This window comes from Mesorhizobium sp. WSM4810 (assembly GCF_055811235.1).
In genome coordinates, this window is sequence record NZ_JBVVQV010000007.1 from 112,539 (window position 1) to 127,746 (window position 15,208).

General features: G+C 62.6%; 18 protein-coding genes. 13 read left to right on the forward strand and 5 right to left on the reverse strand.

Annotated elements, in window-relative coordinates; translation table 11 throughout:
- Positions 1 to 2 precede the first annotated feature (2 nt).
- From pgeF to AC0L3O_RS13115, 4 genes are all read left to right on the forward strand, one after another.
- Entirely contained in the window at positions 3 to 797 is a 795-nt protein-coding gene (gene pgeF, locus AC0L3O_RS13100; RefSeq protein ID WP_473535072.1) for a peptidoglycan editing factor PgeF, read from the forward strand.
- The gene (locus tag AC0L3O_RS13105; protein WP_473615761.1) at positions 797 to 1,948 is read left to right on the forward strand and encodes a M24 family metallopeptidase; all 1,152 of its coding nucleotides are present in this window, start codon (positions 797 to 799) and stop codon (positions 1,946 to 1,948) included. The genes pgeF and AC0L3O_RS13105 overlap by 1 nt, the downstream gene beginning before the upstream one ends.
- Positions 1,949 to 2,002: 54 nt before the next feature.
- Complete coding sequence (locus tag AC0L3O_RS13110) at positions 2,003 to 2,626, forward strand: hypothetical protein (RefSeq protein WP_473535073.1); 624 nt, start codon at positions 2,003 to 2,005, stop codon at positions 2,624 to 2,626.
- Between the two features lie 165 nt (positions 2,627 to 2,791).
- On the forward strand, positions 2,792 to 3,727 hold the full coding sequence (locus AC0L3O_RS13115) for a ribose-phosphate pyrophosphokinase (RefSeq protein ID WP_023799890.1): 936 nt from the start codon (positions 2,792 to 2,794) through the stop codon (positions 3,725 to 3,727).
- Between the two features lie 85 nt (positions 3,728 to 3,812).
- On the opposite strand, the gene AC0L3O_RS13120 is transcribed toward AC0L3O_RS13115, so the two are convergent.
- On the reverse strand, positions 3,813 to 4,679 hold the full coding sequence (locus AC0L3O_RS13120) for an AraC family transcriptional regulator (RefSeq protein ID WP_473535074.1): 867 nt from the start codon (positions 4,677 to 4,679) through the stop codon (positions 3,813 to 3,815).
- Between the two features lie 131 nt (positions 4,680 to 4,810).
- On the opposite strand from AC0L3O_RS13120, the gene AC0L3O_RS13125 reads away from it, so the two are divergent.
- Positions 4,811 to 6,061, forward strand: a complete 1,251-nt coding sequence (locus AC0L3O_RS13125) for an MFS transporter (RefSeq protein WP_287180827.1) — start codon at positions 4,811 to 4,813, stop codon at positions 6,059 to 6,061.
- Between the two features lie 79 nt (positions 6,062 to 6,140).
- Here AC0L3O_RS13125 and AC0L3O_RS13130 read toward each other — a convergent pair whose 3' ends face one another.
- Positions 6,141 to 6,770 carry a TetR/AcrR family transcriptional regulator gene (locus AC0L3O_RS13130; RefSeq protein WP_473615845.1) on the reverse strand — a complete coding sequence of 210 codons (630 nt, stop codon included), beginning with the start codon at positions 6,768 to 6,770 and terminating at the stop codon, positions 6,141 to 6,143.
- Positions 6,771 to 6,812: 42 nt separating this feature from the next.
- Complete coding sequence (locus AC0L3O_RS13135; RefSeq protein WP_473535140.1) at positions 6,813 to 7,430, reverse strand: ArsR/SmtB family transcription factor; 618 nt, start codon at positions 7,428 to 7,430, stop codon at positions 6,813 to 6,815.
- On the opposite strand from AC0L3O_RS13135, the gene AC0L3O_RS13140 reads away from it, so the two are divergent.
- The 8 genes from AC0L3O_RS13140 (at position 7,356) to AC0L3O_RS13175 (ending at position 13,353) form a co-directional block, all read left to right on the forward strand.
- Positions 7,356 to 7,532 carry a hypothetical protein gene (locus AC0L3O_RS13140; RefSeq protein ID WP_473535144.1) on the forward strand — a complete coding sequence of 59 codons (177 nt, stop codon included), beginning with the start codon at positions 7,356 to 7,358 and terminating at the stop codon, positions 7,530 to 7,532. The two genes, AC0L3O_RS13135 and AC0L3O_RS13140, sit on opposite strands and share 75 nt — an antisense overlap.
- A 68-nt stretch (positions 7,533 to 7,600) precedes the next feature.
- Positions 7,601 to 8,104 carry a DUF2938 domain-containing protein gene (locus AC0L3O_RS13145; RefSeq protein ID WP_128177064.1) on the forward strand — a complete coding sequence of 168 codons (504 nt, stop codon included), beginning with the start codon at positions 7,601 to 7,603 and terminating at the stop codon, positions 8,102 to 8,104.
- Between the two features lie 318 nt (positions 8,105 to 8,422).
- A complete protein-coding gene (locus AC0L3O_RS13150; RefSeq protein ID WP_023799895.1) occupies positions 8,423 to 9,064 on the forward strand; it encodes a 50S ribosomal protein L25/general stress protein Ctc in 642 nt (213 codons plus the stop codon).
- A 22-nt stretch (positions 9,065 to 9,086) separates the two neighbouring features.
- A complete protein-coding gene (pth, locus tag AC0L3O_RS13155) occupies positions 9,087 to 9,812 on the forward strand; it encodes an aminoacyl-tRNA hydrolase (protein ID WP_128169725.1) in 726 nt (241 codons plus the stop codon).
- 97 nt (positions 9,813 to 9,909) lie between these two features.
- A complete protein-coding gene (ychF, locus tag AC0L3O_RS13160; protein ID WP_473615762.1) occupies positions 9,910 to 11,013 on the forward strand; it encodes a redox-regulated ATPase YchF in 1,104 nt (367 codons plus the stop codon).
- A gap of 257 nt (positions 11,014 to 11,270) precedes the next feature.
- On the forward strand, positions 11,271 to 12,245 hold the full coding sequence (gene corA, locus AC0L3O_RS13165) for a magnesium/cobalt transporter CorA (RefSeq protein ID WP_473535078.1): 975 nt from the start codon (positions 11,271 to 11,273) through the stop codon (positions 12,243 to 12,245).
- Between the two features lie 125 nt (positions 12,246 to 12,370).
- A complete protein-coding gene (locus AC0L3O_RS13170; RefSeq protein ID WP_473535079.1) occupies positions 12,371 to 12,886 on the forward strand; it encodes a MaoC family dehydratase in 516 nt (171 codons plus the stop codon).
- A complete protein-coding gene (locus AC0L3O_RS13175) occupies positions 12,883 to 13,353 on the forward strand; it encodes a MaoC family dehydratase (RefSeq protein ID WP_287260236.1) in 471 nt (156 codons plus the stop codon). The genes AC0L3O_RS13170 and AC0L3O_RS13175 overlap by 4 nt, the downstream gene beginning before the upstream one ends.
- A gap of 167 nt (positions 13,354 to 13,520) precedes the next feature.
- Here the strand turns inward: AC0L3O_RS13175 and AC0L3O_RS13180 are convergent, their stop codons facing one another.
- Together AC0L3O_RS13180 and AC0L3O_RS13185 are read right to left on the reverse strand one after the other, a co-directional pair.
- Positions 13,521 to 14,066 (reverse strand): adenine phosphoribosyltransferase, encoded by a 546-nt coding sequence (locus tag AC0L3O_RS13180; protein ID WP_091598429.1) that lies wholly within the window; start codon positions 14,064 to 14,066, stop codon positions 13,521 to 13,523.
- 228 nt (positions 14,067 to 14,294) lie between these two features.
- Positions 14,295 to 15,167 carry a cytochrome c1 gene (locus AC0L3O_RS13185; RefSeq protein WP_287137019.1) on the reverse strand — a complete coding sequence of 291 codons (873 nt, stop codon included), beginning with the start codon at positions 15,165 to 15,167 and terminating at the stop codon, positions 14,295 to 14,297.
- Positions 15,168 to 15,208 lie beyond the last annotated feature (41 nt).

Consider the following 15,208-nt stretch of genomic DNA (forward strand, 5'->3'; position numbering starts at 1 on the left):
CCATGCTGAATCAGTCCAAACCGGATCCCGTTCGGTCGCCCTTGCTGGAGAAAGCGCGGGCGCAAGGCATTCGCCACGGCTATTTCACCCGCGTCGGCGGCGTCTCCAGCGGCATCTATCAGGGCCTCAACATCGGCACCGGCTCGAGCGACGACCAGACGCAGGTCGCCGAGAACCGCCGCCGCGTCGCCGACTGGATGGGCGTGCCATCAAGCCGTCTGTTGACCGCCCACCAGATCCATTCGCCCGATGTCGTCATCGCCAGGGAGCCCTTTCCCGGCGAGCGGCCGAAGGCCGACGCCGTCGTCACCGACCGGCCGGGGATTGCGGTGGGCGCCTCGACGGCCGATTGCGGACCGGTGCTGTTCGCCGATGCCGAGGCGCGAATCGTCGGCGCAGCCCATGCCGGCTGGAAGGGCGCCTTGTCAGGCGTGCTGGAAAACACCATTGCGGCGATGGAAAGCCTCGGCGCCCGGCGCGAGCGCATCGTTGCGGTGCTCGGTCCGTCCATCGGCCCGGAAAACTATGAAGTCGGCCCGGAATTCATCGCTCGTTTCATCGAGGCCGATGCCGACAATATCAGCTATTTCGCGCCATCAGCGAAGCCGGGACATGCAATGTTCGACCTCAACCGCTATACGGTCGATCGGCTGACCCGGGCCGGCGTCATCGCCGATGGGCTCGGCCGCTGCACCTACGCCGAGGAGGATCTGTTCTATTCCTACCGGCGCAGCACCCATCGCAAGGAGCCGGATTACGGGCGGCAGATTTCGGCAATCGTTTTGGAGACAGAATAATGGCGCTGCATTTCGAACGGTCGGAATTTGACGCGCGGCGCGATCGGCTGATGATCGAGATCGCCGAGAAGAAGCTCGATGCCGTCCTTTTGTTTGCACAGGAGAGCATGTACTGGCTGACCGGCTACGATACGTTCGGCTTCTGCTTCTTCCAGTGCCTGGTGGTGAAGGCGGACGGCTCGATGATCCTGCTCACGCGCTCGGCCGATCTGCGCCAGGCGCGCCACACCTCGATCATCGACAACATTGTGCTGTGGACCGACCGCGACGGCGCCAATCCGGCGATCGACCTGCGCAATTTGCTCAACGACCTCGACCTGCTCGGCGCCCGCATCGGCGTCGAATACGACACCCACGGCCTGACCGCCTACAATGGCCGGCGACTGGACGAGCAATTGCAGACCTTTGGCCAGATCGCCGACGCGTCCGGCATCATCAGCCGGCTGCGCCTGTTCAAGAGTCCGGCCGAGATCGCCAAGGTGGAAAAGGCCGCAAATCTCGCCGACGACGCGTTGGACGCGGCCCTGCCGCTGATCAAGCAGGGTGGCGACGAAGCCTTGATCCTTGCCGCCATGCAGGGCGCGATATTTGCCGGCGGCGGCGACTATCCGGCCAACGAGTTCATCATCGGCTCCGGCGTGGACGCACTGCTTTGCCGTTACAAGGCTGGCCGCCGCAAGCTGAGCAAGAATGACCAGCTGACGCTCGAATGGGCCGGCGCCTTCCACCATTACCATGCGGCGATGATGCGCACGGTGCTGACCGGCAAAGTGTCGAAACGTCACCAGGAACTGTTCGATGCTGCGCGCGCCGCACTTCTGGCGGTCGAAAAGGCGATGACGCCCGGAAATACCTTCGGCGACGTGTTCGACGCGCATGCCCGCACGCTCGAAACCCACAATTTGACCAAGCACCGGCTCAACGCCTGCGGCTATTCGCTCGGCGCCCGCTTCACCCCATCATGGATGGACATGCCGATGTTCTATCAGGGCAATCCCGAACCGATCGCGCCGAACATGACGCTGTTCGCCCATATGATCATCATGGACTCCGAAACCGAGACGGCAATGACGCTTGGCCGCACCTATCTGACGACTGAATCGCAGCCGAAGCCGCTGTCCCGCCATGATCTCGACTTGATTGTGCAATGAATCCATAATGGTAAGAATGCAAGAGGCGTTCATCGCCAGGGAGTTTTGAGGGAAATGAGGCGATCGCATGCGACGACCGTGTCATTGCTCGCGGCGCTGGCGCTGGCCGCCTGCACCAACGCGAAGGACGTTCTCGAACCCTCGGCCATCGCCCCGCAGTCGACACAGACCGTGCCAACGGCCGGAAGCGGCACGGCTGCAACACCCATCGCACCTGCGACCACCGCCCAGCCGTCCGCGACAACACAGCCTTCGGCCCCTGCGCAGCCCGCAACCGAGCTGCCGGCAAAAAGCGCCGCCGTCATCGCACGCACCCGTCTGCAGGTGGCGCCGATCGTCGGCGCCTCGGTGGAAGCCGCGACGCCATTGACCGCGCAGCTTCAGACGCGAGCCAAGCAGCGCGGCATCACCTTGGCAGGAAGCGCCGGCCAGACCCCGACGCACGTGCTGAAAGGCTATTTCTCGACGATGTCGGAAGGCAAGGATACCACCGTCATCTATGTCTGGGACGTCTATGACCCGGCAGGCAACCGGCTGCATCGCATCAACGGCCAGCAGAAGGCGGCCTCGGTCAATGGTGGCGAAGGCTGGGCTGCGGTCGCGCCGGAGACCATGCAGGCGATCGCCGACCAGACGATCGACCAGTTTGCCACATGGCTTGGCGGGCAAGCGGGCTGACGGCGGACTGACATGTTGCCGGCTTTCCTCGCCATTCATGTTTATTGAGATTAGCCGGCGGATTCCGATCACGACGCTTGCAATACCGGCACGGGCCGCTAAAAGCCCCGACTAAGGGGCTCAAGAGAGTCTGCCAGAGTCTCCATCCTTCACCAGGAACGGTGCATGAAGCTTTTCGCGGGCAATTCCAACAGGGTGCTGGCCGAAGCGGTCGCCCGCTATCTCAACATCCCGCTGGGCAAAGCCAGCGTCAGGCGCTTCGCCGATCAGGAAATCTTCGTTGAGATCCAGGAGAATGTGCGTGGCGAGGATGTCTTCATCCTGCAGTCCACCTCGTTCCCGACCAACGATCACCTGATGGAACTGCTCATCATGATCGATGCCTTCATGCGCTCGTCGGCCAAGCGCATCACAGCGGTCATTCCCTATTTCGGCTATGCAAGGCAAGACCGCCGCGCCTCGGGCCGCACGCCGATCTCGGCCAAGCTGGTCGCCAACATGATCACGCGAGCCGGGGTCGATCGCGTCTTGACGCTGGATCTCCACGCCGGCCAGATCCAGGGCTTTTTCGACATCCCGACCGACAATCTGTTCTCGGTGCCGGTCATGGCCCGCGATGTGAAGGCGAAATACAAGCGCCTTGCCAATGTCATGGTCGTGTCGCCGGATGTCGGCGGCGTGGTCCGTGCCCGCGCGCTCGCCAAGCGCATCGACGCCCAGCTTGCCATTGTCGACAAGCGTCGCGAGCGCCCTGGCGAATCGGAAGTCATGAACGTCATCGGCGACGTGCGCGGCAAGGATTGCCTGCTGATCGACGACATCATCGATTCGGGCGGTACCTTGTGCAATGCGGCCGATGCGCTGCTTGCCGCCGGCGCCACCAGCGTCACCGCCTACACCACCCATGGCGTTCTGTCCGGCGGCGCCATCGCACGCATCGGCGCCTCGAAGCTGCAGGAACTGGTCATCACCGATTCCATCCAGCCGACCCAGGCGGTGCTCGACGCCAGCAACATCCGCGTCGTCTCCATCGCCGACCTGATGGGCGAGGCGATCTCGCGCACGGCGACCGAAGAGTCGGTGTCGAGCCTGTTCGACTGAAATCTGCCCGCGATACAGCGCCGCGCGTCCAGAGACGCGCAAAGGACGCTGTAGCACCTTGATTTTGCGCATGATCCTTTCGGGGTCATGCGCTTCCGTTCGACACCCTGATGTTGTCCCTTGAGCCGCGCATATAGCCGCGTGGCGACGCCCCCAGCATGCGCTTGAACATGGTGATGAAGGCCGGCACGCTGTCATAGCCGAGATCGAGCGCCACCCTTGTGATCGGCTCGCCGTCTGCCAGCCTCGGCAAGGCCGCGAACAGGCAGGCCTGCTGGCGCCATGTCGACAACGACAATCCGGTCTGGCGATGAAAGGCGCGGGTGAAGGAACGCCGGCTCATGCCGACGATATCGGCCCATTCGTCGATCGTCGCGTGCGGCGAGGGTGCTGCGACGAAGCGCCGGCACAGTGCCGCAAGCCTTGCATCCGAAGGAAAAGGCAGGCCGAGCGGCCGTTCCGGCAGGTTCGGGATTTCATGCAGCAGGAGGCTCATGATCAGCCCGCCGCGCCCCTCCAACTCGGCGCCCTGCGGCAGCTTTTCCGATTCCACGATCAGGCTGTGCATCAGATCGGTGATGCCGACGACGCGCAAGCCATCCGGCAGCCCGGCAATGGCGTCCGGCATCACATAGACCGAGCGCATGCTGACGTCGCCAAGCATCTCGACGGAATGCTCGGTCCCGGCAGGAATCCACATCGCATGATCGGGCGGCACCATCCAGCGCCCATGCCGCGTCGTCACCAGCACGACGCCGACAAGCGCATGCAGCAATTGACTGCGGCTGTGCCGGTGCTGCGGCACGTGGTAGCCGTCGGGAAATTCGGTCGGCAGGGCCACCGCCGGCCCGACGGCCTGCTCCAGCCATTGCCAGCGGCGCAGCAGCCCGAGATCGGTGAACTGGCCGAGATCGTTGTCGCCCGCTTTGAAGATTTCTTTGCCATGCGGCATTGGCTATTGGCCCACTCGCGAAACTATTGGACCAAACCACGAAAGAAGTCGCCCGGCAAGTAACTTATAAGGCAGCGGGGCCATAAGGGCCGCCTGCGGGAGCGTCCGCCAAAAAGACCATGGAGCCTGCGTTGACTGATACGACAGCCACCTCCGCCGCCACGCCGGCGACGGCCAGCCACACTTCGGCGCAAGCGACGGCCTTCACCGTCATCCTTGCGGTGAGCTTCTGCCATTGTGTCAACGACATCATGCAGTCGCTGCTGTCGGCCATCTATCCGCTGCTGAAGGACAATTACCGTCTCGATTTCTGGCAGATCGGCCTTTTGACCTTCACCTTCCAGGTAACGGCGTCATTGCTGCAGCCGCTGATCGGCATGGTCACCGACAAGCGGCCGATGCCCTATTCGCTGCCCTACGGCATGGCGTCCTCGCTGATCGGCCTGATCGTGCTGGCCTATGCCGGACACTATTGGCTCCTGCTGATCGGCGCGTCGCTGATCGGCATTGGCTCGGCGATCTTCCACCCGGAATCCTCGCGCATCGCCCGCTTCGCCTCGGGCGGCAGGTTCGGCCTGGCGCAATCGCTGTTCCAGGTCGGCGGCAATCTCGGCCAGGCCATCGGACCGCTGCTCGCCGCCTTCATCGTCGTGCCGTTCGGCCAGACCAGCATTGCGTGGTTCGCAGCCGGATCGCTGATCGGCATCGTCGTGCTGTGGCGGGTCGGCGGCTGGTACAGCCGGCTGCGCGCCTCGCTCGCCAACCGCAAGGCGGCAGGCTTCGTTTCGCCCTTCCCGCGCCGCAAGGTGATGAGCGCGCTGGCGGTGCTGACCTTGCTGGTGCTGACAAAAAACGCCTATGTTGCCAGCCTCGCCAGTTACTACACCTTCTACGCCATCGATAAATTCGGCGTTTCGGTGCAGATGTCGCAGGTCATGCTGTTCCTGTTCCTCGGCGCCTCGGCGCTGGGCATCCTGCTCGGTGGCCCGTTCGGCGACCGCTACGGACAGAAGCCGATGATCTGGTTCTCGATCGTCGGCGTGCTCCCCTTTACGCTGGCCCTGCCCTACGCCAATTTCGAATGGACCATGATCCTGACCGTGCTGATCGGCCTGATCCTGTCCTCGGCCTTCTCGAACATCGTCGTCTTCGCCCAGGAACTGGTGCCCGGCCGCGTCGGCATGATCGCCGGCATCTTCTTCGGCTTCGCCTTCGGCATGGGCGGCATCGCAGCCGCCGTGCTCGGCGTCGTCGCCGACCTGAAAGGCATCGACTTCGTCTTTCAGGTCTGCTCGTATTTGCCGCTGCTCGGGCTGCTGACGGTTTTTTTGCCGAACATGAAGGAGGCGAGGAAGCTCGAGGAAGAGCCCACGATCGAGTGAGGTTGAGTTGGATTTCGGCCTTAAGCCACGCTTCCAACTCACCCAACGCATGAGAACAGGCACAGATCGATTTTTGCCATCACGTGCCGCAAAGCTTTTTAAATGCACTGATCGCGGCAACCACTCTTGAATGGACATCCCTGTCTGAAGGAACCGACAGAGCGTGAATGGCCCGCCGGATCTGCAGATCACCAATCAGCAGGTTCAAGAACCAATCGGCCGCCATCCGCGCAGATGGCGCGGCCAACGCATTGCTCTCCAAGCCGCGCTGGATCAATTTCTCGATCAGCGGAAATACCGAATCGCGGCCAGCTGCGGCAATCGTCGCACCCAATTCGCCACTCTCGTCAGAAGCAGCCGCGCGGTTCAGGGAAATTGCCCGCTCGCCAAGCAACATCGAAAGCAGGACCGGAGCAACATCTTCCAGAGTTGCTAGGGGATCGGCCTCGTCCCTGATTGCTGCATCCAGTGCCGCCTTCGTCATGCTGGCATTGTTTTCGACCATCGTCTTGAACAGGCCCTTCTTGTCGCCATACCAGCGATAGAGGGTTTCGTTTGACGCCTTTGCCTCTTTGGCTATGCCAAGCATGGAAGTCCCGCCGTAGCCTTTCTCCTTGAGAAGCTTGTAGGCTGCCCGCTCGATCTGTGCCCGACGCGCAGCCTTGGTGGCCGGCTTCGGTCTGGCGAGATTGTGACCGGGAGTGCCCAGCGATACTCGGGCGTGCCCCGGCGACGCCGGCTTCGGCTTCTGTCAGCCGCTTTCGTAGTTCATGCCGTCGACATCAAGGTCTGAGGCCAGCCACTCGGGAAAGCCACCTTCGAACCGACGTGATGCCCAGCCTCGCGCCCTCAGGATTGCCAGCGCGTCGGCAGAGAGAACGCACTGGACACCACGACAATAGGCGACGATGACCTTCTCTCGTGGAAGCTCCGCAAGTCGTTCTTCCAGCTCACCCGCGGGAATGTTGATCGCACCCGGCAAATGCGCGGCCGCGTATTCCTCTTGCGGCCGGACGTCGAGCAGCACGATTTCGTCGTCCCGTATGCGGCGCACCAGTTCCTCGCGCGGGATGTTCTCCAGCCTGTCCGGCCGGCTCATTGTGTCATCGATAAGCTCGCGGATTTGCTCGCGCCTGTGGTTCGCAAGGCTGCGCAGGGCCCCAAGCACGTTTTCGATCGGACCATCGGCCAGACGATAAAGCACGCGTTTCCCGTCTCGCCGGGTCTGCACCAAGCCGGCCCGCTTGAGCTGTTGAAGATGCTGCGACGTGTTGGCCAAGGCGATCCCGGAAAGTTGCGTCAGCTGCTCCACGGCCAGTTCGCCGTCGGCAATGTGGCGCAGAAGAACCAGCCGGTGTGCATGCCCCAGCGTGCGGGCGAGATCGGCTATCTCGTCAAAGATCGGATGATGGACATCTGCGTTTTTCATATCGCATGGTACATTCAATTAAACGATCAATCAATACATTGAATGTCTTATTTCAACCGGCTAGTGTCGGACGCCCAAGACAGGAGCATGGACCAGACAGGAGCATGGAAATGAACGAGCAGTTGGAGTTCGTTGTCCGCGCAGCCGCGATCGGAACGGGGGCGACGGCGGTGATGGATCTTTGGGGATTGTTTCTGAAACGAACGTTGGCGATTCCGCCGCTTGATTATGCCTGGGTCGGCCGCTGGATCGGCCACTTTCCGCGGGGACGTTTCGCGCATGCGAATATCGCGCAGGCTCCCCGAATTCGCGGCGAAACGCCGATTGGGTGGGTCGCGCATTACGCGATCGGCATCGTCTTTGCTGCATTGCTGATGGCAGTATGGGGCCTCGACTGGGCACGAGACCCGACATTGCTTCCCGCCCTTGTTGTCGGCATGTCCACTGTCGTCGCCCCGTTTTTCGTAATGCAGCCGGCCTTTGGCGCCGGAATTGCAGCCTCGAAAACGCCCAATCCGAGCACCGCGCGTCTGCGCGGCCTCATGACTCATCTGTCCTTCGGGGTCGGGCTGTATGCCGCTGCGTTGTTTTCCGCACACCTGTTCCCGATCTGATACCGGTCGATTGCGGTCGGCTTTCAGGACGCAACCCCAATATTCTTGAAAATGGAGAGCAAGCACGAAATTCAAAAGCGAGACCTGCCCACCCGCATTGGCCACCCGCCTTTGGCTTGCACCCCGCCCCACCTTCCGCTATAGAGCCGCCACCCGCGTAGACACCCTTGGAGGCAACGCGGCGGAAGGCTGTCCGGCCTCACGTGATCCCAAATAGATTTTGGACCAGATCATGTAAGGCCATGACGGCTTTCGACGTTTACGGCCCAGGCATCTCGCCGGCCGCGAACGCTCCAGAAAAACGCGAAAGGAAATGCCATGAGCCAAGCTTCTTACGAGCTCAAGGCCGAAGCGCGCGAACAGGTCGGTAAGGGGTCCGCCCGTGCAGTTCGCCGCAACGGTAAAGTGCCTGCAGTAATCTACGGCGACAAGCAGCCTCCCCTGGCGATTGCGCTGACCTACAAGGACATCTACTACAAGATCCATGGCGGCGGGTTCCTGACCACGATCGCCACGATCGATGTCGACGGCAAGAAGATCCAGGTCCTGCCGAAGGACTACCAGCTCGACCCGGTCAAGGATTTTCCGGTCCATGTCGACTTCCTGCGCATCGGCAAGGACACCGAAGTCAATGTCGACGTGCCGGTCCACTTCATCAACGAGGACAAGTCGCCCGGCATCAAGCGCGGCGGCGTGCTCAACATCGTGCGTCACGAGGTCGAGTTCCACTGCCCGGCCAATGCGATCCCGGAATTCATCACCGTCGATCTCACCGGCACCGATATCGGCGATTCGATCCACATCTCGGCGGTCAAGCTACCGGCCGGCGTCAAGCCGGTGATCTCCGACCGCGACTTCACCGTCGCGACCATAGCCGGCTCCGCGGCGATGAAGCCGGAGGCTGAAGAGACGGTCGAAGCGGCTGAACCCGAAGCGGCTCCTGCCGACGAAGAGAAGTAATCCTTTCCGCCCGGAGGTGACGATGCTGCTGTTTGCAGGCCTCGGCAATCCGGGCGCGAAATACGCTGACAACCGGCACAATGTCGGCTTCATGGCGGCGGACGCAATCGCCCGCCGCCATTCCTTTTCGCCCTGGTCGAAAAAGTTCCAGGGCCTGGTCGCCGAAGGCACGCTTGCCGGCGAGAAAATCATCCTGATCAAGCCGCAGACCTTCATGAACCTGTCCGGCCAGTCGGTCGGCGAGGCCCTGCGCTTTTACAAGCTCGACGCTTCGGCGCTGACCGTCTTTTATGACGAGATCGACCTTGCCGCCGGCAAGGTGCGGGTCAAGGTCGGCGGCGGTTCCGGTGGCCACAACGGTATCCGCTCGCTCGAGCAGCATGTCGGCAAGGATTTCCGCCGTGTGCGCATTGGCGTCAGCCACCCCGGCGTCAAGGAAATGGTGCATGGCCATGTGCTTGGCGATTTCGCCAAAAGCGACCGCGAGTGGCTGGACGTGCTGCTCGACACCATCGCCGACGATGCCGGACTGCTTGCCAAGGGCGACGACAATTCCTTCATGAATCGCGTGACGCTGGCCTTGCGCGACAAGCTCACGCCGACGGGCGACGACGACCGCCCGCCACCCAAGGCGCCGAAAGCACAAAGCCACGTTCGCCAGGCGCGGCCGCAGCAGCCGGCAGCCAAGCTGCCCGAAACCGGCCCGATGGCCGCCATGCTGAAGAAGCTGTTTGGCGGCAAGGATTGAGCCTGGCCACGGATCGGGGCTGCAGGGCTTGACGTTCGTCACCCCTTTCGCCCATAGCCCTCAACAAATTATGATTTCCCGATAGGACCGGATAAAAATGGGTTTCAAATGCGGCATCGTTGGTTTGCCCAACGTCGGCAAGTCGACGCTTTTCAACGCGCTGACCAGAACGGCGGCGGCGCAGGCCGCCAACTATCCGTTCTGCACCATCGAACCGAACACCGGCGAAGTGGCGGTGCCCGACCCGCGCCTGCAAAAAATCGCCGCGATCGGCAAGTCGAAGGAGATCATCCCGACCCGCATCTCGTTCGTCGACATCGCCGGCCTGGTGCGCGGCGCCTCGAAAGGCGAAGGGCTGGGCAACCAGTTCCTGGCCAATATCCGCGAGGTCGACGCCATCGTCCATGTGCTGCGCTGCTTCGAGGATGACGACATCACCCATGTCGAGGGCCGCATCGATCCCGTCGCCGACGCCGAAACCGTCGAGACCGAACTGATGCTCGCCGATCTCGACAGCCTCGAGCGCCGCATCGTGCAGTTCCGCAAGCGCGCTTCCGGCAAGGACAAGGAGGCGCTGACCGTGCTTCCGATGATGGAAGCCGCCCTTGAACTCCTGCAGGCCGGCAAGCCGGCCCGCATCCTGCTCAAAAATATCTCCGCGGAGGATCTGCGCATCCTGCAGGGGCTGAACCTGCTGACATCGCACCCCGTGCTCTATGTCTGCAATGTCGCCGAGGCCGATGCTGCCACCGGCAACGCACACACCACAGCGGTCGAACAGATGGCTGCCGCGCAGGGCGCCCGCACCGTGGTGATTTCAGCGGCGATCGAGGCCGAGGTCGCGCAGCTTAGCGATGAAGAGGAAATGGAATTTTTGGCGACCCTGGGGCTCGACGAGCCCGGCCTGAACAAGGTCATCCGCGCCGGCTACGAGCTGCTGCAGCTCATCACCTATTTCACCGTCGGGCCGAAGGAGACGCGCGCCTGGACCGTGCACAAGGGCGCCAAGGCGCCGCAGGCGGCAGGCGTCATCCACACCGATTTCGAGCGCGGCTTCATCCGCGCCCAGACCATCGCCTACAACGACTTCGTCACGCTGGGCGGCGAAGTGGCGGCCAAGGAAGCCGGCAAGGCGCGCGACGAAGGCAAGGAGTATGTCGTCCAGGACGGCGACATCATGCTGTTCAAGTCCAATACTTGAGGTCACCGACGGCGCCTTCTTCCTTCTCTGGTGCCAAGCTGGAACACCCCTTATCCGACCTCGCTTCGCGAGGCCACCTTCTCCCACAAGGGGAGAAGGAAGAGGCTGCGCGGCTCCCTCCGGCGCGGCTTGACTGCCCGCAACGCCCGGTCTAAGGGGCGTCTGCACCGGCCCTGCTTTCGTCGAAAGCGCGTGCAATTCGAAACGACGCGTCCGCTCGAACCCATCCTTTTGGCCTCAGCAAGGGAGACCCGGCGATGATCAAGGCATTCGTCGTCGACAATGATCGCCTGCGCCTTGCCGACGATCTCCTGGCAAACAGCGACCAGGTCGTCTGGGTCGATCTTGTGAGCCCGACAAAGGAAGAGGAAGCGGCCATCGAGGCGTGGCTCGGCGTTGCCATTCCGACGCGCGAGGAGATGGAGGAGATCGAGATTTCGAGCCGCCTCTATGTCGAGGACGGCGCCTATTTCATGACCGCCATTCTGCCGGCCCAGACCGAGGCCGACGATCCCCTGATGTCGCCGGTCACCTTCGTGCTGGCCGGCAACAGGCTGATCACCGTGCGCTACCACGAACCGAAGGCCTTCAAGACCTTTCCGCAGCGTGCCGAGAAGGTGGCGACCGGCTGCACCAGCGGCGACACCATCCTGATCGGTCTGCTGGAGGCGATCGTCGACCGCCTCGCCGACATTCTGGAGCGTGCCGGCCGCGACATCGAGGCGATCTCGCGCGACATCTTCCAGCCAAGCTCGACCAAGGCGTCGAAGCGCAATCGCGATTTCCAGGAATTGCTGAAAGCCATCGGCCGCAAGGAGGACATCGCCTCCTCGATCCGCGACAGCCTGATCTCGCTGCAGCGGCTCGCCGGCTTCCTCACCCACGCCTCGACCCAGACCAAGATGAGCAAGGACATCCGCGCCCGCATCAAGACCTTGTCGCGCGATGTGCTGTCGCTCGCCGACCACGCCACCTTCCTGTCGCAGAAGATCAACTTCCTGCTCGACGCGACGCTCGGCATGATCTCGATCGAGCAGAACGCCATCATCAAGATCTTCTCCGTCGCCGCGGTCATCTTCCTGCCGCCGACGCTGGTCGCCTCGATCTACGGCATGAATTTCAATGTCATGCCCGAACTGACCTGGAGCTTCGGCTATCCTTTCGCCATCGGCTTGATGATCCTCTCGGCGATCCTGCCCTTCTGGTATTTCCGCCGCCGCGGCTGGCTGTAGAGGCTCGGAGCTTCCATTGCGTTGAGCGTGATGGCCTGGCGCACCAGAAATGACTTGACCGCCCCGCCTGCATCCGGGAAACCCGATCCGTGGCGATCGTACAATCTTGAACCGGATTCCAGACCATGACCGGAAAGAACGCAAAGACCTCGGCCCATGAAAAGACTGGGGCCCATGAAAAGACCTGGGCCTATGAGGATTTCGTCGAGGGCGCCTCGCTCGACCTCGGCACGAAGCTGGTGAGCGCGGCCGAAATCATCGAATTCGCGCAAGAGTTCGACGCGCAGCCGATGCATCTCGACGAAGCGGCGGGCAGGGCCAGCATCCTTGGCGGGCTGGCGGCCTCCGGCTGGCACACCTGCGCGATGTTCATGCGCATGCTGTGCGACGCCTTCCTGCTGGACTCGACCTCGCAAGGCGCCCCTGGTGTTGATCAGGTCCGGTGGAAGAGGCCGGTGCTGGCCGGCGACATCTTGAGCGGCAGCACCACCGTCCTTGCCAAGCGTCTGTCCAGGTCCAAGCCGCAGCTCGGTCTCGTCACTTTGCGCAGCGAGCTTTTCAACCAGCGTGGCGAAGGCGTCTTCGAACTCGAGAACACGGTCATGTTCCTCGCCCGTGATGCCGCACAGGGCCGCTCATGACATTGGACGAGTTCTTCTGCATCGGCGTCACCGTCACCCTCGGGTCGCATAGATTCGAGCCCGAGGCGATCAAGGCGTTCGCCAGGAAATACGATCCGCAGATATTCCATCTCGACGAAGAGGCGGCGAAGAACAGCGTGTTCGGCGGCCTGTGCGCCTCCGGCTGGCACACAGCTGCAACCTGGATGAAGCTGAACCTCGAGACCGGCGTGGAGGCCGAAGGCATCAGCTGGGCCGGCGCTGGGCCCGCCCCCGAATTCGGGCCATCGCCCGGCTTCAAGAACCTCAAATGGCTAAAACCCGTCTATGCCGGAGAAACCGTGACCTTCACCCGCACCGCGCTTGCCCACCGCCCCATCGCATCGCGGCCGGGCTGGCGAGTGCTGACGCTGCGCTCTGAGGCTTTCGATTCGACCGGCGACAAGGTCATCGAGTTCGAAAGCGCCGTGCTGGTGAAGGCGGAATAAGCAGAGTTCTTTCCTTCTCCTCTTGTGGGAGAAGGTGGATCGGCGCGTAGCGCCGAGACGGATGAGGGGTGCTCCAGCTTGGCACTGCGGCACTCCGTGCAGCACCCCTCACCCGACCTCGCTTCGCGAGGCCACCTTCTCCCACAAGGGGGGAAGGAAAAAACACTTCAATGCCCTTCGAACCCGATCAGCGTCCTGACCGGCACGCCGAGCGCCTCGAGCTTGTCGCGACCACCAAGGTCCGGCAGGTCGATGACGAAGCAGGCGGCGAGGATGTCGGCGCCGATCTGCCGCAGCAGCTTGACGGCTGCCTCTGCCGTGCCGCCGGTGGCGATCAAATCGTCGACGAGGATTACCTTCTCACCCGGAGACACGCCATCCCTGTGCATCTCCATCTCGTCCAGCCCGTATTCGAGGCTGTAGGCGACGCGCACCGTCTCGTAAGGCAGCTTGCCCTTCTTGCGGATCGGCACGAAGCCGGCCGAGAGCTGGTGGGCAACGGCGCCGCCAAGGATGAAACCCCGCGCCTCGATGCCGGCGATCTTGTCGACCTTCTGGCCGGCATAGGGATGCACCAGCTCGTCGATGGCGCGGCGGAAGGCGCGCGCATTGCTTAGCAGCGTGGTGATGTCGCGAAACAGGATGCCCGGCTTCGGATAGTCTGGAATGGTGCGGATCGCGGCAAGCAGCGTGTCCTCGAGCGAAGGTTTCATGGGGCGGCTCTCCGGGCGTTCGTCCGACTTGAAGACATGAAAGGGAATTTTGGCCGATCGTAACCCGGCGCGGCCGGCGACGGCTACCGCGATGTGGCGCCTGGAAGAAAATTGTCCGGCAAAGGACTGGAGCCGGCTACCTTCGGAGGCGTCTTCGGAGGCAGTCCTCAGAACATGCAAAAAGGGCGCCCCTTCGACGCCCTTTTCGATTTCGTGGTTTTCCGTAGCTCAGTGCGCCACGCCGGCCCACACCTTGCGCTTGGTCAAATAGACCAGCGCACCGAACAGCAACAGGAAAACCAGCACGCGAAAGCCGGTCTTCTTGCGGGCTTCCAGATGCGGCTCGGCTGCCCACATCAGGAAGGCCGACACGTCGCGGGAATACTGGTCGACCGTCTGCGGCGAGCCGTCGTCATAGGTCACCTGATCGTCGGAAAGCGGGTTGGGCATCTTCAGCGAGACGCCGGCTATGAAGTACGGATTGTAGTGGGTGCCTTCCGGTATCTCCATGCCCGCCGGCGGCTGCTCGTCATAGCCGGTCAGCAGCGAGTGGATGTAGTCGGGACCGCCTTGGGCGTATTGCGTGAAGATGTCGAAGACGAAACGCGGAAAACCGCGTGTGACGCCGCGCGCCTTGGCCAGCAGCGACATATCGGGCGGGGCAGCCCCGCCATTGGCGGCCGCTGCTGCCTGATCGTTGGGAAACGGCGCCGGGAAATGGTCGGACGGTATGCCGGGACGTTCGAACATGTCGCCGGCATCGTTGGGACCGTCGTTGATCGTGTACTCGGCGGCCAGCGCCTTGACCTGCGCTTCCGAATAGCCAAGGTCTTCCAGCGTGCGAAACGCCACCAATTTCATCGAATGGCAGGTGGCGCAAACTTCCTTGAAGACCTTCAGCCCGCGCTGCAACTGCGCCTTGTCGTAGGTGCCGAAAGGCCCGGCGAAGCTCCAGTCCATCTCCTTCGGCTGGTGTATCGGGAAATGCGTCGGCGCGGCTTCGCTGTGCGCCTCCTCCTGGGCGATCGCCCCGGTGGTCGCGGCCGCAGTGCCTGCCAGCACAAGGCCGAGCAGCGCCAGCGAGGTGAGAATCGTCTTCATACCAAATCCCCTTGAGATTCTCTGGCGCGCTGTCGTCGTCT